The 22,894-nt window shown below is 67.2% G+C and carries 8 protein-coding genes; 1 reads left to right on the top strand and 7 read right to left on the bottom strand.

Going from position 1 to position 22,894, the window contains the following annotated elements; all coding sequences use genetic code 11:
• Positions 1-630: 630 nt before the first annotated feature.
• The gene (locus tag CFB81_RS29890) at positions 631-1,101 is read left to right on the top strand and encodes an ATPase (protein ID WP_089437570.1); all 471 of its coding nucleotides are present in this window, start codon (positions 631-633) and stop codon (positions 1,099-1,101) included.
• 142 nt (positions 1,102-1,243) lie between these two features.
• Here CFB81_RS29890 and CFB81_RS29885 read toward each other — a convergent pair whose 3' ends face one another.
• From CFB81_RS29885 to CFB81_RS29855, 7 genes are all read right to left on the bottom strand, one after another.
• A complete protein-coding gene (locus CFB81_RS29885; RefSeq protein WP_089437569.1) occupies positions 1,244-1,921 on the bottom strand; it encodes a DUF429 domain-containing protein in 678 nt (225 codons plus the stop codon).
• A 9-nt stretch (positions 1,922-1,930) separates the two neighbouring features.
• Entirely contained in the window at positions 1,931-2,455 is a 525-nt protein-coding gene (locus tag CFB81_RS29880) for an HD domain-containing protein (RefSeq protein ID WP_069616893.1), read from the bottom strand.
• Positions 2,456-2,567: 112 nt separating this feature from the next.
• A complete protein-coding gene (locus CFB81_RS29875; protein WP_089437568.1) occupies positions 2,568-6,038 on the bottom strand; it encodes a YhaN family protein in 3,471 nt (1,156 codons plus the stop codon).
• Positions 6,039-6,041: 3 nt separating this feature from the next.
• The gene (locus tag CFB81_RS29870) at positions 6,042-7,292 is read right to left on the bottom strand and encodes a DNA repair exonuclease (RefSeq protein WP_089437567.1); all 1,251 of its coding nucleotides are present in this window, start codon (positions 7,290-7,292) and stop codon (positions 6,042-6,044) included.
• An 864-nt stretch (positions 7,293-8,156) separates the two neighbouring features.
• Positions 8,157-12,518, bottom strand: coding sequence for a thioester reductase domain-containing protein (locus tag CFB81_RS29865; protein ID WP_089437566.1), 4,362 nt, complete (start codon positions 12,516-12,518; stop codon positions 8,157-8,159).
• Positions 12,519-12,575: 57 nt separating this feature from the next.
• On the bottom strand, positions 12,576-17,243 hold the full coding sequence (locus CFB81_RS29860) for a condensation domain-containing protein (RefSeq protein WP_089437565.1): 4,668 nt from the start codon (positions 17,241-17,243) through the stop codon (positions 12,576-12,578).
• Positions 17,240-22,852, bottom strand: coding sequence for a type I polyketide synthase (locus CFB81_RS29855; protein ID WP_089437564.1), 5,613 nt, complete (start codon positions 22,850-22,852; stop codon positions 17,240-17,242). Before CFB81_RS29855 ends, CFB81_RS29860 begins: the two co-directional genes overlap by 4 nt.
• Positions 22,853-22,894 lie beyond the last annotated feature (42 nt).

Below are 22,894 nucleotides of genomic sequence, written 5' to 3'. Positions count from 1 at the left end.
AAACTCTTCAGTTCAAACCTGTTACTGTTTTCGGTTCTTTCGAACCGGTCGCTCACTCAAAGCTGACAGGAATATGAATCACTTCATAAACCTGACTTACTTTAGTGTGAGACTCTTGATACTTTCGCTTTTCTGATCCGAGGATCAGCTCGCTACCATCAAGCGCCCACACTTATCGGCTGTTAATTTTTAAAGAGCATTCTGCGAGGAACTTCGCGTTTCCCGGCAGCGCTGCGTTTTCAGCAGCAGAGAAGCGAGATTATGAACCGTGTTTCGCAGTTCGTCAACAACATTCTGAACGACTTCGTTGCGACTGCCGGGCCATCTTCCTGCGCCGCCACGGCTCGCTACATCCCGAACCCCGACAGCACCGCTTCCCTTCCTCCCGCGCCGCGTTTCCGTTAGCGCGAAAGAGGCGTGATTCTAAGCACCTACCCCCATCCGCGCAAGCTCTTTGTGAAGAAAGTTTGAAAAAGCCTCCGTGCGCTGACGCGCACGGAGGCTTCTAGCTCGACGGGCCGTGAAACGCAACGCGCGCCGTCCTCCAAAGATATGACGAAGGCGTCTCTTTCCTTCTATATAAGAGAACGGAACGCGGAACGGGCATAGAAGCTGGCGCGGTCGAGTATCATGCCGCGACCGAACCACGCACTCATATTGATGATGGACAGCACGACTCAATCCGGCGACAGCGACCTTCGCGACGAATATGCGGCACTGCGCGAGCGCGCGATCCTGCTGGAAGAACGGGTGCCGCCGCTTCTGCAACGCATCTCGGACATGTTGCCGCGCATCAGCGGCGAATCCGAACTGGCGGACACGCATCGCGAGCGGCTCGTCGGCGCACGCAATGCGGCGCTGGTCTCGATCGAAAACTATCAGCAGGCCATTCCGTTCCTGCAGACGGCCGACTCGATCATCGAGCAGTTGGACAAGGCGTCCGAACGCGACGAAGACATCGAGTGGCGCGAATCGCTGCTCCAACGGCTGGACGAGCTGATCGACGTCGCGGTCGTGATGATCGACGATGCGGACAGCTACTTCGACCACGCGCAAGCCTGCGACCTGTCCAGCGTGCCGAAATCCATCCTCGAGGATTGAACAGGCCTACCCGGGATCGCGCGGTGCAGAAGCATCGCGCCACGCCCGCCGACAGTCGCTCGCTGACCTCTTCGTCGCCGGGCCTGCCGCCCCCCACCAAACGCCCTGCGATCGCCATCCCGCGCGGAGCGGCACGCCCCTCCTACGGCGAATCGAGCACGATCGTCTCGCTCATCATCGGCACACGGATGTATCCGCCCGCCGCATCGCCGTACGCGTGCGCGTTCCCGTCGATCACGTATTGCGCGGTCAACGCACACAGCGTCGCGTCGCGCGCATCGACGGAGCGCAGCGTCGATACGTCGATGCCCAGCCGCTCCAGCAAGTGCCGGCGCTGGTTGCGCTTCTGCTTCGCCGACGCCACGGCCTTGCCCAGCATCGCGCAAGTAATCGCATACGGATAGGTTTCGAAGCTCACGCGTCCGCCCGCGTAGCACGCGTCGGTCAGCAACGGATAGGCGTGGGCGAGCGCGCGGTAGACGCGCTCGCCCATGAACATCCAGTCGAAGAAGCCCGACGTGCTCGCGACGGCCTGCTCCCGCGACGGCGTCGGAAAGCACGAGATCCGTTCACGCGCGAGCGCCTGTTCGGCCGCGCGGCGGCCGCTCCCCGTCCACCACAGGCTCGGCGCGTCGACGCCGACGGCGACAACGTCATGAGCGAGACACAAAGCGGGCAGCGACTCGGGTGCGATCCGCTCCTCCCGGCAGACGACCGTCGATCCACACAGGATCACGAGATCGCACAACTTCCGGTCGCCGCCGACGTCGATACCCGCCACGGCAGCCGCTTGCCGCGCGGCGGATCGGGCCGATCGCATGCGCGTGCGTCAGCCCGCCGGCCGCGCGGCGTACGCGGTGTCGAAAATCGCCTCGAGACCGGGATGGACGCCGCGCATCGGATCGACGACCGACTTCGCCCAGTCGAAGTACGCCTGCTTGCGTTCGAGTGGCCAGTCCGCGGGCGGGTGCCGGGCGATGTCGCGCAGGTTGCAGATCTTGTCGGCCAGCTTCACGAGCTTCGCGCGCCGGCTGATGGTGGCCGCGTGCTCGACCTGCAGACGCTTGCGCTCCTCCTTAGGCAACGACCTGTCGTCGGTGACTTCCATCACGATGTCCGCCACGTCCTTGCCGAACAACCGCAGCAACTCCTGCTCGGTCGTCTCCGTATCCTCGACCGTGTCGTGCAACACCGCCGCGACGATCACGCGTTCGTCCTCGACGCCGGCCTCGTTGGCCAGCACGTCGGCGAGCGCGATCGGATGATTGATGTACGGCGACGCTTCTTCGTCCTTGCGCCGCTGATTGCGATGCTTGTCCGCCGCGAACGCAATCGCGGCTACCAGCTTCTTCATATTCCCCCCTCGTGTGGCCAGACCCGCGACCGTTGACCCGGCCGCATGCGTTTCGGAACTGCTCATACTACCTGTACGCGATGACCCTTCCCGCACGCCGGCGTACTCCGCATCACGCGCCGGCCGGCGCGCGCTGCAACTCGACCACGTTGACCCGCGCGCCGAATACGTCCCTCACGAGCGGCAGCAGGTGGTCGTGGTGCGTCAGGAACAGCACCTGGGTGCGCGTCGACAGATCGCGCAGCGCATCAAGCCCCGCCTTCGCGCGCGCGTCGTCGAAATTGATGAACAGGTCGTCGGCGACGAACGGCAGTGCGGTGCGGCTGCCGAGCTGCAACTCCAGCGCCGCGATCCGCAGCGCGAGGAACAGCTGATCGCGCGTCCCTTCGCTCAGCCCGGCGACCTCGACCGACGTGCCCCTCGTGCGCCTCGCATACAGCGCGGGCGGCGTCCGCTCGGTATCGACGGTCAGCTTCGCGAATTCGCCCAGCGTAAGCCCGGCGAAAATCTCGCCCGCCCGCCGGAGCATCGGCCCCTGCTTCTGGTCGCGGTAGCGGTCCGTCGCCCACTTCAGCAAGCGGCTCGCCGTGGCTGCCTCCAGATACTGTTCGGCCGCGTCGCCCATCGCCGCCAGCGCCTCCTGCCGTTTCGACTCGGCGACGGCCGCGTTCGCCTGGCCGTCGATCGCGCCGAACGCCTGGTCGGCCACGACCTGCTGCTGCGCCAGCTCGTTCAGCCGCTTGCCCACATCGCCGAGCGACTGCTTCACCGCTTCGAGATGCGCGGGCACGTCGGCAATGTCCTGTTCCGCCACCTCGGCCTCGACGGCGGACCGGGACAGCCCGTCGCCGTCGCGCACCAGCGCTTCGTGCGCGGCATCGACCGCCTGCCGAAGCTGGCGCTGCCGATCCGAGCGCTCGGCCAACGGCAGCGCCGCGTCGATCGACGCGACGCCGGCCAGTTGCAGCAGCGGCTGGATGCGCGCATCGGCGCCCGCCACCGCGGCGGCCGCGTCCGCGACCTTGGCGTCGGCCTGCCGCACGGCCTCGTCGGCACGATCGATCGCCCGCGCGACTTCCCTGGCGGCCGCAAGGCGCATCGTCAGCCGGCGCGCCACGTCCGGCCAGTCGCCGCTCGCCAGCCATTCCGGCGCGAGCGCTTCGGCAAGCCGCCGCGCGCCGGCCTCGAGCGCGCTCAGCTCCGCGCGGATCGCGGCGATCCGGTTGCGCGGCGCGTCGGCATCGGCCAGTTCGGCCGTCACCGTGTTCGCGAGCCCGAGCGCCCCTTCCGCCGCGGCCAGCGTCGTCGCGCTCGCGGACAGTTTCGCGTCGGCCAGCGCGTCGCGCCATTGCGCTTGCCACGCGTCGTAAGCGGCTTGCGCGTGGTCGACCCGCGATCGCGCGGTCGCGCATCCGCGTTCGGCTTCCCGCGCGCGATCGTCGAGGCTGTCCTTCTGCGCGGCCGCTTTCTCGGCCGACTGGACGAACGTCTCGGCGACGGCGACGAGCGTGGCCAGCCCGTCAGACTCGCCGCCCCGCGATACCGTCAGCAGCGCCGAACGCAGCGCGGTTTCCGCGCCGGCGCGGACAGCACGCATCGTGTCGAATTCGCGGCGCTGGCGATCGAGATCGGCCTGCGCGGCGAACACCGCGTCGCGCTTCGCCAGCCAGTCGCTCATCGCCGCGAGCGGCATGCCGGGCACCGCGGCCGCCGTCGCGAGCGCGGCCCAGGCGTCGCGATGCGCGGCGAGTTCGCGCTCGCGTTCGCCCAGCGCGGCCTGCCGGCGCGCCACGCCCGCGCGCGCGGATTCGACCTGCTGACGCAGCGACTGCAGCGTCGCCGCGGCCTGGGTCGCGCCGAGCTGCGCATCGACGAGCTCGTCGGCGAGACGAATCGCGTCGTCGACCGCCGGCGCGCCCGTCGCGAGATCCACGGCACCGCTGCGGACATCGCCCCATGCGCCGTCGCGACGCGCGCGCGCCGCCAGCACGTCGGCGGTCGTGACGACCTTGTGGTTCTCCGCGAAATGCTTTTCCTGCAACTCAAGCCGTTCGAGCTCTTCGAGCGCGCCGTCCCGCGCGTCGCGCGCGGCAGCGGCCGCGCTCGCGCGTTCGCTGTCTTCCTTGAGCAGCGCGGCGAGCCGCGCCGCCGACGGCACGTCGAGCGCACGCAGCGCATCGACCGGCATGCGCCATTGGCCGAGTGCGTCGAGCGCGCCGGACAGCGTGCGTTCGGCAGCCGCGATGTCGTGCGCGAGGGCTTGCTCGCGCGGGCCGCTGTTGCGAAAACCCTGCGCATCGGCCAGCGCCGCGCGCAACGCTTCCGGCACGTCGACGGTCGACAGGCGCGCCTGTTGTTCGCGGACCTGCGCCAGTTCGCGCGTGCGTTCGTCGAGCGATTCGCGCGCGCCGGCGAGCGCCTGGTGCAGCGCACCGTGCTCGCGCAGCAGGTTCGCGACCGTCTTCAGCGACAGCGCCGTCGGCAACGCGGCGCGCAGCGACGCCTCGTCCGTTGGCCAGCCGAGCTGCGCGGCCGTCGACGACGCGGCGGACAGGTGCCGCTCGACGTCCGCGCCGAGCAGCAGCAGATCCTGCGCGTGATTCATGCACGCGCCGCGCAGCCGATCGAGCGCCTCGATATCGGCTTCGAGCGCCAGCGTGTCGGCGTCCGCGACAATCGCATCGCGTGCCTGCCGCTTCGCGAGCAAGTCGGCGCGCCGTTCCTCGAGCACCTTCTGCTCGGCCGCGAGATCGCCCTGCGCCTTCAGCAGATCCGCATACGCGGTCGGCGGCAACTCGACGACCGCGCCCAATTCCGTCAGCGCCGCGTCCTTGACCGCCAGTTCCTTCAGGTACGGCGCGAGCCGCCGCACGCGTTCGAGCTTCGAGCGCAGCGCTTCGAGTCGGCGCTGTTCCGCGCGCGCCTGCTCGATCTGCTGCTCGACCGCTTCGCGCGCGTCCTTGCGATCGACCCAGTCGCGCGTGCGCACCTGGACCGTCTTCAGTTCGGCCACGGCTTCGTTGAACGCCGCCTCGGCCAGCGCAAACGCGCTGCCGCTGCGACGCGGCGCCCACAATTCGAGCGCGCGCGCGTCGAGCTCCTCGCGCACCGGCCCGAGGCTGCCGACTCCAGCAGCCGATTCGAACAGCACCTGACCGAGTTTGTCCGATGCGTCGAGAATGCTGCGGCCGCCATCGACCAGCCGCCCGTGATCGAGCCCGAACATCTGCTCGAAGAATTCGCGCGTCGCGCCATCCAGGACCGCCGCCAGATAGTCGTCGGGCAGCTTGTCGTCGGCAGGCGTGCGCAACGGACTGCGCCCGCGCGCACGGTGGAATGCGAGTTCGCCCGTGCCGCTCTCCAGCACGCCGCCGATCCGCAATTCGGGCGTGCTGTGCAGGAAGTCGAGCGGCGTCTGCAGCTTCATCCCGAACAGCAACTCGGACACGGCCGTGCGGATCGTCGACTTGCCGGCCTCGTTCGGCCCGACGATCACATGGAAATCCTCGCCGGCCGGCGGGAAACGCAGCGTCTCGTCGGTGAACTTGCCGTACTTGATCAGATCGAGCTGGCTGATGCGCATCGCTTACTCCCCCCTCGCCAGGCGCGCGAGCAACGCGGGCCCGACCTGCTCGACCAGCGCCGTCAGCTCGCCCGCGCGCGCCATCGTCAGCAACGGCACGTCCTCCTTCACGTCGCTGCGGACCTTGCCGACGAACGGCTTCAGGTCGCGTTCGAGCAGCGCGAGGAAATCCGGATCGTGCGCGGCATCGGCCAGGATCTGCTTCAGGTCCTCCAGCGCTTCGAGCGGTTCGCTTTCGCCCGGCTGCCGGTCGGCCGCGGACGTCGCGAGCCGGACCTTCTCGAGCCACAGCCGCTCGTTGCCGATGATGCCGATCTGGTTCAGCACCTCCGCACGCAACTGCGGCGCGCGGCCGAAAAAGAGGCCGTGCGCGGGCGTGCGCCCGTTGACGGTGACGCGCACCGCGCGCGGCACGTGGCCGTCCACGGTCAACAGCGCCTCCAGCGACTGGCCGATCTTTCGCGACAGATCGGCCACCGACAGGCAATCGGACGCATCGACCGACACGGCTTCCCAACGCAGCACGTCGAGATACAGCCGTTCGACCTGCGTGTTGCCTTGCTCGACCGTCACGAGCACCGCGCCGCGCCGGCCGGTCTCGCGGATATGACGCCCCTGCAGGTTGCCGGGAAACACGACGGTGGACGGGCCCGTCCATTGCTGGAATTCGTGCACGTGGCCGAGCGCCCAGTAGTCGTAGCCTTTCGCATGCAGTTCGGCCAGCGTGCACGGTGCATAGTTCGCGTGCGCCGCATACCCTTCGAGCGCCGTGTGCAGCACGCCGATGTTGTAGTACCCGGGCACCGGGTCCGGATAGCCGATCGCGAGATTGTCGACGACGGCCTTGTCCTTGAAGCTCTGCCCGTGCAGCGCGACGTCGAATTCCGGCAGCCTGAAGGTTTCCGGCTTGCGGTGGCCGAACACGGTGACGTTGTCGGGCAGCGTCAGCTTCTTCGTCATCTCGCTTTCGGCATCGTGGTTGCCGCCGAGGACGAACGCGCGAATGCCGGCCTTGCGCAGGCGCCCCATCTGCTGGCCGAAGAAGATGCCGGTGTTGTGATCCTTCCAGCCGCCGTCGTACAGGTCGCCCGCGATCACGAGGAACGCGACTTCCTCTTCGATCGCACGATCCACGAGTTGCCGCAACGCCTCGCGCGACGCGTTGCGCAACTGCGCGGCCGGCGCGTCGGGATACGCGCTCAGGCCGTGCAACGGGCTGTCAAGGTGAATGTCTGCCGCGTGGATGAACTTCACGAAGGTTCCTCTGTTTCATGGCGAAGGCGCGACGCCGCTCGCACGGGCCGGGCCGTCATGCGTCGCCGGTGGCCGCCGGGCTTGCCGCCGCACGTGCGACACGCGCCGGACCGGATCATGCTGCCCGCTGCAAGCGGGTCGGGATGGTACCTGAAAGCGGGTAACGACATGGCATTCTCCGTCGGTCCGGATGGCGGGGAAGCACGCGATACCGACGCGAACCGACATTGTGCCGCAGCACGAGCGAGCGACAGCGATACCGCGCCGCTGAAGAATGGGCAGCACTCGAAATGATGGCCGCGCGATCGTCCGATCGCGCGGATGGTCATGACGTGATGCCTCGGAATGTTATCGGACCGCGCCGGGCAGGCCGGAACGGCACTTTTGTATCGTCTGTCGTCACGGGTATCGATCGGACCTGCCGGCCCGTGCCGGCCGGCGCTGCCATCGCGGTGGCCGGCGGTCGGGGGCCCTGCTATTTAAGCATGGCGCAGGTGCATTGGGCAGGGGTCGCCCGTCGATCCGGGATTGATCGAGCGTGGCGTTTCGGTGATGTTTGCTGGAGGTATTTTTTTCACCGATGGACGCGTGGCCGCCGGGCGACCCTGCGCACGCGCACCGTCGAAGCCCGTCACTTCACAACCGCTCACGATCCGCGAACACGGTCGGCAGATACCGTTTCGATGCCGGCTCGACCCGCTCGACTTGGAAGACGGCAACGCATTGCTTTCGGGCGAAGCGGGAACCGGGACGGCGGCGGCCCGCCTTCCCGGCATCGACCATTCGACGAGGTCGGTCGTCGCGCCCCGGCGGCGCCGACTTCAGATCATCGTCTTGCGCCCGGTCGCACCGGCGAACTGCCGCTCATGCGGTGACCAGCCTTTCATGCGGCTGCTCGAGGAAACCGTCTTCGTAGAAGTAGTCGAAGAACGTGCGCAACCAGTCGTTGGCTGGACGCAGACTCGATGCGAGCACGTCGCCCGCGAGCCGCTTCAGTTGGGTGACGTCGATCGGAAGAATGCGCCCGACCGTCGGATCCGCAACGGGATTCAATTTTTTGAGCACCGGAATCAGCATCGAAAGCGGATGCGCCGGGTCCTGCCGAACATGCTCCGCCAATGCCGCGAGCCACGCGTCGTAGCTCATCCGTTCGATCGCGAAGCCTTCGTCTTCGATGAAATCGACCAGCGCGTCCAGCGAGTTCCAGCGCGGGTTGATCACATGCACGCCCTGCCCCGCGGCAGTCGGGTCGAGCGACGCGCGTACGATGATCCGGCTCACGACGTCGACGGGCAGGATGTTGTCGAACCCGACGTCGCGCGGCGCCTTTCCAAACAGGATGATGCCCTTGATCAACCGACAGAACAGATCGTCCAGGTTCATCCGCCCGCTCACCGCATGCCCGACGATCCGCGCCGGACGATAGACCGTGACGGGAACGCCGCGCGCGTGCGCCTGCGCGAGCAACTGCTCGGCGACCCATTTGCTCTGTTCATAGCCGCTCGTCAGGTGTTCGTGGAACGGCACCGCGAGCGTTTCCGGCAACGCATCCGAATAACGGTCGAGCGTGCCGACCGTGGACACGTAGTGAATCGGCGTCACGCGATGCAGGCTCGCCAGTCTGACGATGTCCTGGGTCGCCAGCACGTTGACCTGCTTCAGCGTCGCGTACGGATAAACGAAGTTGACCAGCGCGCCGTTGTGGTAGATCGCATCGATTTCACGTGCGAGCGCGTCGAATGCAGCCGCCGACAAGCCGAGGTTCGGTTCGGCAAGATCGCCCGGCACGGCAACGATCCGATCTCGGTGCTGTACATCCCATAAGCCGTGCGACTGCATCGCGGCCTCGATGCGTCGTACGCCTGCAGCCGGATCGTCGGCACGGACCACGCACATCACGCGTGCATCGGTCGTCGCGAGCAGCGTATGAAGCAGGTGCACGCCAAGGAATCCGGTCGCGCCCGTGAGCAATACCGTGCGGTAGGGGCGCCACGCATACGGTCGATGTGTCTCGATCGTCGGGTCGAGCCGCGCTTCCCCCGGCAAATCGACGGCCGGCGTATCGCGACGCACATTGCCATTCGCGACACTGGCGGCCAGGCCGGCAATCGTCGGCGCGGCCAGCAGCGTTTCCATGTCGATCGGGTGCTGAAGCCGCTCGCCGACCTGATACAGCATCACGGTGGCTTGCAGCGAATCCCCGCCGAGATCGAAGTAATTGTCGTGAATGCCGATGCGTGGCTGCTTGAGCAACACGCTCCAGATGTCGTGGATCGCCGTTTCCACCAGATCGCGAGGCGCCGCATGGCGACCATGCTGGCGAACCTCGACGTCACCGGAAAGCAGCCGGACGCGGTCGATCCTTCCTTTCGCGGAACGCGGCAGGGCGGCGAGCGCGACGATTGCGCCGGCGGACAGTGCCGGCATGCCGCGCTGCCCGGCCAGTCGGCGCACGATGTCCGCGGCGTCGGCCGTCGCGTCCTGATGGAACAGCGCATAGTCCCATTGTCCGCTTTCGGCGATCCGCTCCACGAGCGCGACCTCATCGACACCCGCCTGCCGTGCAACGTCGGCCTCGAAATCGAGCCAGTCCGCCGCCGTCTCGTCGGAACACGCGCTTCGGTCCGGCAGCCACGTATGACAGCCATGCTCCGTCCGCCACGCGTCCAGTGTCGTGCGCAACCACGTACCGTTGCGCGTGACGGTCAGGCTGTCCCGGTCCGGCTTGCCGTTGCGCAACATCAGATCGGGCACCGAGTGCCCCGACACGACGAGCGTACCGAGCGCGTCCCCACCCGCCGGGTTCAGATGGGCGTCGGCGACGAACACGGATTCATTTGCCGATACCACGCCCGATTCGACGCGATCGAATCCATCGGCCGACGAAACCGCATGCGGGAGCGACCACGCAGGCCAGCACAATTGCCGGAAGCGTTTCGCGCCGGGTGCAAGCTCGGCGAGTCTCGCGGCATCCTCACGCGTCAACGAGCGTGCATCGGCCATGACCCAGTCGGTGCGAAGCGCACCGGCCGACAGCATCGAGGAGGCGCGGATGATATGACGCGTCGCTTCCGGACTCAGGACGATACCGTGCCAGTGCGCATCCGGCGACGCCGCTCGCCGCAGAAACGCAGGATCGCCGGCGCACGCGATCTGGTGCAGCGACAGCCCGGCACCCAGTGCACCCAATACCGTCCACAACGCCGTATGCGACAGCGGCCCGTCGCCCAGCGCAACATCGCGCGATGCACCGGCCGGTAACGTCGCTCCGAACGCGCGCGCGGCTTCGACAAGCTGAGCATGCGTATAGCGCACGACATGCCAATCGCCGTCCACATCGCGCCGCAGCAACGAACAGGCGCCCAGCGCCGGATCCGAACGATCGTCGAGCGCGCCGTCGATTTGCCCGTACATCGGATCCTGCTCGTCGAATACGTAGCACATGACGCCCGTCAACGGCGTATGCTGCGCGGTCGTCACGCAACTTCGCAGCGGTTCCGGCGACCAACTGCCATCGACGAGCGCATCGAATGCGGACGACGGCAGATTCGGGTCGGTCATCACGCAATCGACGCCGTACGTCAGCCCGGACAGCAGCAACACCAGCCCGGAGACGGGGTCATCGCATGCAATCAGCACGCGCTCGCCCGGCCGATAACCGAAACGCCGCCATTGGTGAACGGCACGCTGCACGCGATCGGCAATCGTTCCATAGGTGACGCCGTGCGCGCCACCCGGCGATTCGCGCCCGTCCAGTCGGGAAAAGGCGATTCGATCCGGCGTGCGAGCGGCATGCGCGGCGATATCTGCCGACAACGTCGCGTCGCCCATCGATGCGTGTGCGGATGCGTCGGGCGCACCGCCGGCACCCGTCGACGATCGCGCGTCGAGCACGAGATCGCATACTTTTCGCGGGATCGCGTCGACCAGCACTTCGAGGAGTCTGCGGTATTGCGACGCCATGCGTTCAATGAATGCCTTGTCGAATCGGGCCGTGTCGTAGGTCAACTGAAACGTCAAGGTATCCGTCGGCAATACGACCAGCGCCAACGCATAACTCGTTTCCTCGACGGCGCGCGGGTCGTCGATCCGCCACCCGCAACTCGCCGCGAGCCGGTCGAACGCATCCCGGCCCGGATAGTTCTCGAATACGTAAAGCGTATCGAACAGCGATTGCTGGCGCGGCACTTCACTGCATTTCAATACGTCCGTGAGTGCGCTGTGCGCATGCTGTTCCAGCCTCTGCGTATCGGCTTGCAAGCGCCGCAACCAGTCGGCCGTATCGACCTCGCCGTCGAGCGTCGCGCGCCACGGCAGCGTGTTGATGAACAGGCCGGCCATGCGTTCGATGCCGTCCACTTCTGCCGCACGTCCCGATACGACGATGCCGCCGACGACGTCGGTGCAACCGCCGTAGCGCGCAAGCAGCACCGCCCATGCACCCTGGCACAGCGTATTGAGCGTCACCCGGGCGACGCGGCATGCGCGGCTGGCCGTTTCCATCCATCCGGCCGGCATCGTCTCGGCTCGAACCGACAACGTGCGGCGCGTGTCGGCGCCGCCTGCGGCATCGTTCGCCGGCGAAGGACATACCGACGGCGCGAATCCTGCCGGCCTGCGATAGCCGCGCAACAGATCGCGCCAATAGTCGAGCGAACTGTCGCCATCGCGTGTGCGCAGCCACGCAACGTAGTCGCGATAGTCCCGCGCGATTGCGGGAAGCGGCGCATCCGGGCGGGAATAACGCTGAAAAACCTCGCCGAGCAGCAACGGCATCGACCACCCGTCGAGGATCGCGTGGTGATAGGTCCACAGGAACCGGTGGCGCTCGTGACCGAGCTGGATCAGCGTGACGCGCATCAACGGCGCGACGCTGAAATCGAAGCCGCGTGCACGGTCGCTCGCCAGCAGATGTTCGAATCGATCGGCTTGCTCGTCGGCCGCTTGATCGCGCCAGTCGATCACCTCGAACGGCAATCCGACCGTATGCCGAACGACCTGCAGCGGATTCTCTTCGTGCAGGCGAATGAACAGCGTCTTGAGTGTGTCGTGGCGATGCACGACCGCTTCCCACGCGCCGCGGAATCGCTCGAGATCCAGCGGGCCATGCAACACGCAGGAAAATTGCTCGACGTAGATGCCGGAGGCTGGATCGAGTCGCGAATGGTGAAGCATGCCTCGCTGCAGAGGCGTGAGCGGGTAAATGGTGTCGACGTTTCGGGTCATCCTGGATTCCTGGTGCGGTCATGCGCGACGAACGCGCGGTATCGCGCGCCGTCGCGTTCAGCGCTCGAGTGCGTCGATTTCTTCCAGCAGCGCGTCAAGCGCGTCTTGATCGACATCGAGTTGAGGAACGTCGTCGGGTGTCAGACCGCCCACCCCGTCGGCGCTGCAATGGCGAATCAGCATCGTCAGCGCCTCTTCGACGCGGCACATGAGGCAGCCGATGCTTTCGTCGACGCCCGGCACCCCGAAGAAGCTGGACTCCACGGTCAGCCTGCCGCGCGACACGTACGCGACGACGTCCAACAGGTGCGTGCGCCGCTGGCGGGGGCTGCGGATGCCCGGCGCCGGTTCGGGCGGCCCGCCGTACAGCGGCGACGACGGCCCCGACAATTGCTCCAGTTGACCGAGATAGGTAAACAGGATCGGTGCGCGCGGAAACGACGTCAGCGCGTCGGCGCCGGCCTGCGATGTCGTGTCGAGATAGCGCAGAACGCCATAGCTCGCGCCCTTGCGCGGCACCTCGCGCAATCGGGCCTTGACCGACTTGATGAGCGCCGACGGATCCGCGGCGGTGACCGGCGTGTCGATCAAGACCGGATAGATCGACGTGAACCAGCCGACCGTGCGGCTCAGGTCGATCGCGTCGCCGAGCGCGTCCCGGCCGTGCCCCTCGACGTCCACCAGCAACGCATCGCTGCCGCTCCATGCATGGAAGCCCGCGTGCAACGCGGCGACGAGCAGGTCGTTCGCGTCGGTGCCATAGGCACGCGGCGCCGTGGTTCGAAACGCGTGCGTCAGATCCGCATCGAGCGTGATCGCGCAACTGAGCGACGATTCCTGATAAGCATGCTGGACGATCGAGGTCAGCCCGTGACGCATCAGCGCCACCCGTTTCGGCCCGCCCAGCACGTCGCGCACCCGTGCGTTCACGTTGCGCCAGTAAAGACGATCGTCGTCGAGCGCGTCGCCCTGCGCCAGCGCGAGCCACTGGTCGACCCAAGCCTTCACGGAGCTCGTCTTCAGCGGCAACGCCGCTGCCGTGCGGGCGCGCAACCGCAGATAGCAATCGGCCAGATCCTGCAGCAGGATGCTCCAGGACACACCATCGATCGCCATATGGTGAACGACGATCAACAGCCGGCTGCTCGACACGCTGGTGCTCTCGAGCCACCTGACCGCCATGAGCCGGCCGCCCTCGAGGTCGAGGCTGCTCTGTGCGGCGTCGATCGCGTCACGCCACATGCGTTCGCAATGCCGGCCGGCCGAGTCGATACACGGGACGATCGCAAAATCGACGGCGTCGGAACCGCCGTCGCCGGCAAACACGTGCCGCATTCCGTCGCCATGCGCGACGAAACGGGAGCGCAGCACGTCGTGATGACGCATGACGACGCGGATCGCCTCGGTCATGATGCTCGCATCGGGCGTCTCGCCGAGCGGAACGAGCAGCGCCTGGTTGAAGTGCGAACGATCGACGTCGACGCGCTCGACGAACCATTGCGCCGCCGGACCGAGCACCGCCTCGCCCTGCACCGGCGCTTGATCGACATCGAGACCCGGCGTCTCGCGCACCACCGTCGACAGGCTCGCCACGGTCGTATGCAGGAAGATGTCCTGCGGCTTCAAATACATGCCGTCGAGCGCGGCGCGCGATACGATGACCGCGGCGAGAATCGAATCGCCGCCCAATTCGAAGAAATCCTGATCGACGCCGACCGACGGCTGGCCGAGGACGTCGGCCCAGATCGCGGCGAGTTTGCGTTCGACGTCGGTCGACGCGCCACGGTCGGCCCGCTCGCTTGCGCGTGGCAGCGGGAGCCCGCCTGCGTCGAGTGCGCCGCTCGCGTCGAGCGGCAGCCGGTCGAGCACCATGATCGCGTCGGGGTGCATCGCGTCCGGCAACGCATGCTTCAGTGCCGAACGAACGGCGTTTTCGAGTGCATGCGCATCCACGTGACCGTCGTCCGCGACGAGATAGGCAACCAGCATTTCCTGCGACTCCCGAACGACGCACGCACAGGCAACGGCGGCCACACCGGGAATCGCGGAGATGGCCTGCTCGACCGTGCCGATCTCGATCGGCACGGGTCGGTGACGCGCGACCCGTGACGAAGGATCCGCGCACAGCAGGTCGCCGCCACGGCGGACGACCGACACGCCGGTGGGTATCAGCGTCCTGTCCGGGGGTGCGGTTTCGAGTGCAGCTCCCGCACCCGACGCGCTGATCGACGCGCCGTCGAAGAAATGCAGTTCTCCGGCCTGACGATCGTCGGCGAAAGTTCCGGACGATCCGAGCGCGAACGCAACGCGTCCCAGATACGACGGCGCCAGCAATGGCCAGCCCTCCGGCCCGGCTGTGAACGCACACAGCGCCGAGCCGGTGTCCGCGCGCTGCACCGGGACGAAGTACGCCGCAGCTGGTATCCGGTTGGCCGCGGCGAACGACTTCAACGTGTGCGGATGCTCGCCGTACGCGACAAGCGCGCGTGCCCGCCCCATGCCGGCGACATCGGCACGTTGCAACAGAAGGGACGGCAGGAGGAGCGACGGGCCGTCCGCGAGCAATCGGTCGAGTTCCGCGTACGCGATGGTCGCGATCGCCGGGTCGCCGGAAGCGAGCGCGCCGATGGCGGCCTGCTCGGACAGGCGAGCCGTGCCGCCGACGAGCACGACTTGGGCGAGTGCCGCTGCCGACAGCCAGTCATGCGCGCCGTGCGGAACGAGCGCCGTTGTGTTGGCGTCGAGATGGAGCAATTGACCGACATAGTCGAGCAGCGGCTCGACCGCCGACACCTTGCCGGCCGCAACGCCGTCGTTGCGCGCGGCGACATCGTGCGCACGCACGACGTCAATCGCGTCGATCTCCCAGCCGGACCAACCGTCGCTGCGACCGCGGCACACTGCGTCGGCCGTGTCGCCCGACACCGTATAGCACGCGCCGACGGCGCGGATCGCGAGCAACGCGACCGCGCGCTCGGCGACACTGTGCAGTCGGAGTTCGACACGTTTTCCGGCACCGATCCCGATGGCATCCAGTTGCGCACGGACGGCGCGAACCGCATCGCGGACCTCGCCGTCGCCGATCGCGCGATGGTCGAATTGCCAGACCACGCGCGAGACATCCCGCTGCATCTCGGATTCGGCATGGGACGCGCGTCGCACGAACGCGTCGGCCGCGGCAATGCGGCTTCGCGCATCGTCGATCGGTGCCGTCGCGAGTGTGTACCGGTGCAGAGAACGGCTGGTGTCAGCCACCACCTGCTCGACGAGATGCGCATACTGGCTCGCGAATCGCTCGATCGTTTCGTCGTCGAACAGATCCGTATTGAACGTCCAGGCGGTCAGATATTCGTCGCCGAGATCCTGTACGTTGAGCGTCAGGTCGTGTGTCGCGCCACGCGTACCGGTGCTCGATGCGGCGAGACGCTCACGATAGAACGGCACGCCGGTCCCGCCTTCGGCGGCGAAATCGCCGCGCGCCTGGTTCCAGTTGTACATCACCTGGTAGATCGGCGACCGGCTCGGATCGCGCGCCGGTCGCAGCGCATCGACCAGCAACGGGAACGGATAATCCTGATGGTCGAGCACGCGCAGCATCATTTCGCGCGTGCGCCGCAGCAGATCGTCGAACGAATCGTCCGGCCAGACTTCGCACGCGAGCACGACCGTGTTCACGAAATGACCGACCACGCGCTCGCTGCCCGGCGCATTGCGCCCGGACGTCGGTGCGCCGATCATCAAGCGCGCCTGCCCGGTGTGAAGGTGAAGATGCAATTGATAGACCGCGAGCAGCAGCATGTACGGGGTCACGCGCAGCAGCCGGGCCGTATCACGCACCTGCTGCGATAGCGTCGCGCCGAGCGACCGGTCGTACACGCGGCCATGCTCGGTTTTGCGCGGCGGGCGCACCCGGTCGGTCGCCAGGCTCAACACCGGAAATCCGTGTGCCAGCTCGCGCCGCCAGAACGCCGCGAGATGCTCGCCGTCCGCGCCGTCGAGCCGTGCGCGCTCGTGTTCGACGCAATCCTTGTACTGCACCGGCAGAGGCGGCAACTTCAGCGTCTCGCCAGCGCAGGCGAGACGGTAGAGCGTGCGAAGCTCGTTGAGCAGGATCTCGAGCGACCAGAAGTCGGCGGCGATGTGGTGGACGTTCAACAGCAGCACCGCGCGAATCGCGTCGGCGCCCTCCCGCTCGTTCAACAGTACCTTGAGCCGGATCGGCGATTGCGTCAGGTCGAACGGGCGATTCGACTCTTCATCGATCCACCGGCGGATCGCGGCTTCGTCGGCCGCGAACACGCGATCGACCGAGAACCGGGCGCGCGCTTGCGACCCTACCTGCTGACGCGGCTCGCCATCGATCACGCGGTACGCGGTGCGCAGGATCGGGTGGCGTGCGATCAGGTAATCGACGCAGCGGCGCAGCGTGGGTATGTCGACATCGTCGTCGATACGCGTCGCGTACGTCACGTTGTACGCCGCACTGTCGGGATTGAGCTGATGCAGCGACCAAAGCGATTTCTGCGCGAACGAAAGCGGGTAGGTGCCTGCCGTTCCCGCAAATTGCTCGAGCAGTGCGATGAGCGTCGCCTTGTGGGTCTTCAGCTCTTCGACGAGCGAAGGTGTCACCGCGCCCTTCGGCGCCTTGTATTGCAACTTGCCGTCCTGGGTCCAGAGCTCGATTCCGCGCCCCGCCAGTTCGTTGATGAATTCGATCGAGCTCACAGCTCTCCTCCTTCCATTTCGACGCCGAACGTCGCTTCCCCTGACACCACGTCGATCCGGTCCGCGGCGCGCGATGGCGGTGTTCCGTCGGGCGCCCGCGACTCGCTGCGGTCGAGCGTCGCCATGATCGTGCGCACGACGTCGTCGACGGTCGCGCCTTCGAGCAATCGCCCGAACGGAATATCGACGCCCAGCTCGCTGCGCAATGCATTGCGGAATTCCGCGGCCATCAGCGAATCGAGCCCGAGCTCGATCAGCGGGATATCCGGCGCGATCCGTTCGCTCGACGTATGCAGGGTCGCGGCGATTGCGTCGGTCAGCTGCCCACGCAGCAATTGCATGCGCTCGTCGTCCGGCAACCCCGCGATGCGCTCACGCAAACCAGGGCCGGTACCGGCCGGGCGATTCGCTGGCGGCGCTGACGGCACGAGTTCCGACAACAGCGCCGCCATCGCCCGGCTCGGGCTGCGCTTGATCAGCGTATCGACTTCCACGTTCCAGATCTGGGTCTGCCCGTCCGGTTCGGCGACCAGCGTGTCGAACACGCGCAGTGCGACGTCCGGCTCGATCGGCTTGAGACCGAACGATGCGATGCGGCGCAGTTGCCGCGCGTCGAGCTGATCGACCATCCCGTTGCCGCCCCACAGGCCCCAGTTCATCGTGTGTCCGGGCAAGCCGTCCTGGTTGCGCAACGCCGTCAGCGCGTCCACATAGGCGTTCGCGGCGGCGTATGCGCATTGGCCCGGAGAGCCGATGCAGGCCACGATCGACGAAAACGACACGAAGTGCCGCAGCGGCAGATGCGCGGTCGCACGATGCAAATTCGACGTTCCCGCGACCTTCGGCGCGAGCACCTTCAATACGTCGGTCATCGGCTGGGTCGCGAGCAGGCCGTCGTCAAGCGTGCCCGCCGCATGCAGGACGCCCACGAGCGGATGCGCGGAATCCGCTTCGAGCGCATGGACGAGCGCGTCGATGTCGGCGGCCGACGCGACATCGGCCGCCACGAATTCGACGATCGTGCCGTGCGCATCGGCGATCGATGCCAGGCGTGCGCGTTCGCTGTCGACCGGTACCTGGCGGCTGGCGGACACGATCTTCGGCACGCCATTCCGGATCAGCTGCTCGATCACCCGCGTACCGATTGCACCGCGCCCGCCCGTCACCAGATAGGCACCGTGCGCCAGCGATTGCGCCGCGCCGGCGTCGCGTGCGACGAGCCGCGGGACGTATACGGTGTCGCCATGCGACACGAACTGCGTCTCGCCGGTCGCCGCGGTGCCCGCCAGTGCGGTCAGCGCGCTCGCGCAAGACGTCGCATCGAGCGCCGGCAGATCGACCACACACACCGGAATGTCGCCGCTCTCGTGCATCAGGCTGCGGGCGACGCCCCAGGCGGCCGCCTGAAACGGCGACACGCGCACGTCGATGCCAGGCACGCGCTGCGCCGCCTGGGTCACGATGCAGACGGTCGGCATGCCCTGCGGCCAGCGGATCGACTGCACTTCGCGCCAGATGTTCGCGAAGCGCCGGTAAGCTGCGCCAACCGCGGCGAGTTCGTCTTTTGATTCCGCGTCGTCTATCGACGGCCACACGTAGAGCAGCACGGTACGTCGTGCATTCGGGCCGACGAGTGCGTCGTCGTCGAACGCAGCACGAATGCGCTGGGCACCTGCCTCGTCGTCGAACAGGTCGTCCACCGGCAGCGCCGCGCGCGCACACGCGTTGCCTGTCTCTTCACATGCGTGCGCCAGCATCGTGTCCGTCACGGAACCGTTGCCGATCAGCACGAAGTTCGCGCGTGCGTCGGTCGCTTCGTGTGTGGCCGCAAGCGGGCGCCAGACGAGCGTATTCAGTGCGACAGGCGGCGTGACCCGCTGAAATCGGCTCGGATCGATGGCCATCAGCCGCAATCCGGAGACGACGGCGACGCAGCCGCCCGCGTCGTCGTATAACCAGAGATCCGCGGTAGCAAGGCTGCGCTTCACCCGCGCCCGCACCGCGCACCACGCCGCACGCATGCCGCGCATCGGCATGCAAGCGATCCGTTCGATGCCGATCGGCACGAAGGCGGTGTTCAGCTCCGCATCCCACAGTGCGCCCGCGACGGTCTGAAACGCGTTGTCGAGCAGCGCCGGATGAACGATGCGGACGAGGTCATCCGTGCCGTCCGGCTCCATTTCGATTCGGGCCAGCGCCACGTCGCCGCCCCGCGACAGCACGCGAATCGAGCGAAATGCGCCGCCGTATTCGAGGCCCGTTGCCTGCAAGCGCTCGTAGAAACCGTCGACCGGCAACGCGTCGCCGCATTGCGCGCGCCATTCGTCGAGTGCCGGCGCGTCGGGAACACCGTGTACCGTCCCGATCCGCGCGGCGCACTGCAGCGTCCATTCGGGTTTGGAAGCAGCCGTGTCGTGACAGGCGTGAATGTCGATCCGTGCGCCTTCTTCTCCCGGACGCGAGGCGTCTCCCGCGTGCACGACCGTGCCGAACGTGACCGCGCTGCCGGGCTCCAGCGTGAGCGCGTTATCGAACGACACCGCATGCGCGACGAGCCAGCGGCCGTTCGCGGATTCCGCGTCGCCGCCATCGCGCCGCGATGCGGCATCGAGCAGCGCCTCGACGGATCCTGCCGCCGGGAAAACGAGTTGCCCGTGCACGCGATGCCCGCCCAGAAACGGCAGATGCCGATCGGATACCTCGCTCTCGTAGCGAAGGTGATCCAATGCCGGAATCGCGAGACGCCGGCCCAGCACGCCACGACCGGCGGTCCGACGCGCGCTGGTTGCGCTCGTCAGCACATTCGCCCTTTGTGCCGGCTCCCGCGCATTCACCCAGTAACGCCGCGCTTCGAGCGGATACGGCGGCAGCACGCCGCGGCGCGCGGCTTGCCGCATCGGCGCACCGGTTCGGGAGCGCTCGTATGCATGCCAGTCGACACGACGCCCGCACATATAGACATGTGCCAATGCACGCAACAACTGCTCGGTCTCGCGCCCGTCATGGTTCATCGACGGCAGCGCAATCACGTTGCCATGATCCGCCCGCTCCGCCATGCATGCGGTGACGAGGCTCGAAAGCGTCTTGCCAGGCCCGATCTCGATGACCGTCGTCACCCTGTCGTCGAGCAGGGTGTCGACACCCGCGCGGAACGCCACCGTGGCCCGGACATGTTCGACCCAATACGCGGGATCGCACAGGCGTTCGACCTCGAACCGGCCCGTCACGTTGGACACGATCGGAATCGCAGGCGCGCGATACCGCACGCTCGCCGCGACGGCGCCGAATTCGACGAGCATCGGCTCCATCAGCGGCGAATGGAATGCACGCGATACCGCCAACGCCTTCGTCGCGATACCGCGCGACGCGAACAGCCGCTCGATCGACTCGATTGCGTCGGGGTCGCCCGACACCAGCACGCTCTCCGGTGCGTTGTCCGCGGCGATGGCGACGCGTCCGGGGTAGTCGCGCACGGCATCGGCCACGTGACGCACGCTTGCGAACACCGCGAGCGCGCGACCCGGCGCGGTGAGCGTATCCATCAAACGCCCGCGCGCCATCACGAGGCGGCAGCCGTCCTCGATCGAGAACACGCCGGCGATGCAGGCAGCCGCGTACTCGCCGATGCTGTGGCCCATCACGACATCGGGCACGACGCCCCAGTGCATCCACAAGCGCGCGAGCGCGACTTCGAGCGCGAACATCGCAGGTTGCGTGTAACGCGTTTCGTTTATCCGGTCCTGATGGTCGCCCCACAGCACGTCCACGAGCGACAGTTCTCCTTGCGCCTCGATATGGCTGTCGCATGCGTCGAATACGTCGCGAAACGGCGCGAAATCCCGATAGAGCTGCCGAGCCATCCCGGCGCGCTGCGCGCCCTGTCCGGTAAACAGGAATGCAAGCCGGTCGCGAACGCCGCCGGGCTGGCCGCTCCGGACCGTCATGGCCCGCGCCGCGTCCGACAGCGCATCGAGCAGCGTGTCGCGAGCATCCGCGACGATCGCCACGCGATGCCGATGGCTGTCGCGTGCGAGACGCAGCGCGCTGGCGACCGCGTCGGGCGCCAACGACGCGTCTGCCCGCACGTGCGCCGCGCAGTCTTCGATCGCTTGCTTCAACATCGGCGCCGTGTGTGCGGACAACGGCCAGATGTCGTGACGCGTGTGCCCGGCCAGCGCGACGTCCGCGTCGGGCTCCGCTGCGCGCGCCTCCTGCCATGCTTCGACGATCAGGTGTGCGTTCGTGCCGCTCATGCCGAACGAGCTGATCGCAGCCACTCGCCGGCCCGGTCGGGACGACGGCCACGCCGCATGCTCGGTCGCGACGCGAATGCCGTTCGCATGCCAGTCGACGTGCGTGGTCGGCGTATCGAAATGCAGGTGCCGCGGCAGTTCACCCTTCTGCAGCGCGCATACGACCTTCATCAGCCCGGCGACCGCGGCGGCCGATTCGAGGTGCCCGATATTCGTCTTGATGCTGCCAACGTACAGGTCGCCGCTGCGATTCGTGTCGCGGCAGTACACATCCTCGAGCGCACGCAGCTCGATCGGATCGCCGAGCGGCGTACCGGTGCCGTGCGCCTCGACGTAGTCGACATCGGCCGGCGATACGCCGGCATGCTCGAGCGCCTCGCGGATCACGTCGCGTTGCGCACGGCCGTTCGGCGCCGTCATTCCGTTGCTGCGCCCGTCATGATTGACGGCGGAGCCACGAATCACCGCCCGAATCGGCCTGCCCTGCGCCCGCGCATCGGACAGCCGCATCAGCGCGACGACGCCGCAGCCTTCGCCGCGCACGTAACCGTCGGCGGCCGCGTCGAACGTCCGGCAGCGACCGCTCGGCGACAGCGCCTGAAGCTCGCTCAGCGCGATCGTCATCTCCGGCGACAGCATCAGGTTCACGCCGCCCGCGAATGCGACATCGGACTCGCGGGTCCGCAGGCTACGGCAAGCCAGATGGACGGCGACGAGCGACGACGAGCACGCGGTGTCGAGATGCAACGCCGGCCCATGAAATCCGAACAGGTAGGAAATGCGTCCGGCCGCGAAGGGCCGCGCGGTACCGAGCGACGTCTGCGCATAGCTGAGCGCGTCGCCCGCTACGCTCTCGCTGACGCGCGCGTAGTCGTCGACCGACGAGCCGACGAACACGCCGGTTCGGTACGACGCGATCGTTTCCCGCGAAAAGCCGGCATCTTCGAGTGCACGCCACGTGCATTCGAGCAACAGCCGCTGCTGCGGATCGATGTGCGGCGCCTCGCGCTCCGACACGCCGAAGAATCCCGCGTCGAAACGATCGACGTCGTCGATGAACCCGCCATGCCGGCTGTAGCTCGTGTCGCGCCGGCCCGGCCGCGGATCGTAGATCGCATCGGTCCATCGGTCGGCCGGCACGGGGCCGACGGCGTCGGTCCCGTCCGCGAGCATCGACCAGAGCGCGTCGGCGGAATCCGCGCCGCCGGGCAGGCGGCAGCCCATGCCGACGATGGCGATCGGTTCGTTCATCGCGTTGCGCGCTTCGGCCAGTTCGCGTTGCAGCGCGTCGATCTTCAGCAACGCTTGCTTCACGGGTGTAAGGGGCGCGGCGGGCGCGCGATTGGACTCGATCATGTGTACCACTCCAGACGTTCGCGGAACGAGACTGCCGGGGAT

Source organism: Burkholderia sp. AU28863 (assembly GCF_002223195.1).
Lineage (GTDB): Bacteria > Pseudomonadota > Gammaproteobacteria > Burkholderiales > Burkholderiaceae > Burkholderia > Burkholderia sola.
This window is presented reverse-complemented; position numbering and strand designations above follow the sequence as displayed.

What these genes read in the sequence shown, in the direction of transcription:
- CFB81_RS29865 (WP_089437566.1), bottom strand. Translation starts at nt 12,518, where the DNA reads ATGACCCGAAACGTCGACACCATTTACCCGCTCACGCCTCTGCAGCGA.
- CFB81_RS29890 (WP_089437570.1), top strand. Translation starts at nt 631, where the DNA reads ATGCCGCGACCGAACCACGCACTCATATTGATGATGGACAGCACGACT.
- CFB81_RS29875 (WP_089437568.1), bottom strand. Translation starts at nt 6,038, where the DNA reads ATGCGCATCAGCCAGCTCGATCTGATCAAGTACGGCAAGTTCACCGAC.
- CFB81_RS29885 (WP_089437569.1), bottom strand. Translation starts at nt 1,921, where the DNA reads ATGCGATCGGCCCGATCCGCCGCGCGGCAAGCGGCTGCCGTGGCGGGT.
- CFB81_RS29880 (WP_069616893.1), bottom strand. Translation starts at nt 2,455, where the DNA reads ATGAAGAAGCTGGTAGCCGCGATTGCGTTCGCGGCGGACAAGCATCGC.
- CFB81_RS29855 (WP_089437564.1), bottom strand. Translation starts at nt 22,852, where the DNA reads ATGATCGAGTCCAATCGCGCGCCCGCCGCGCCCCTTACACCCGTGAAG.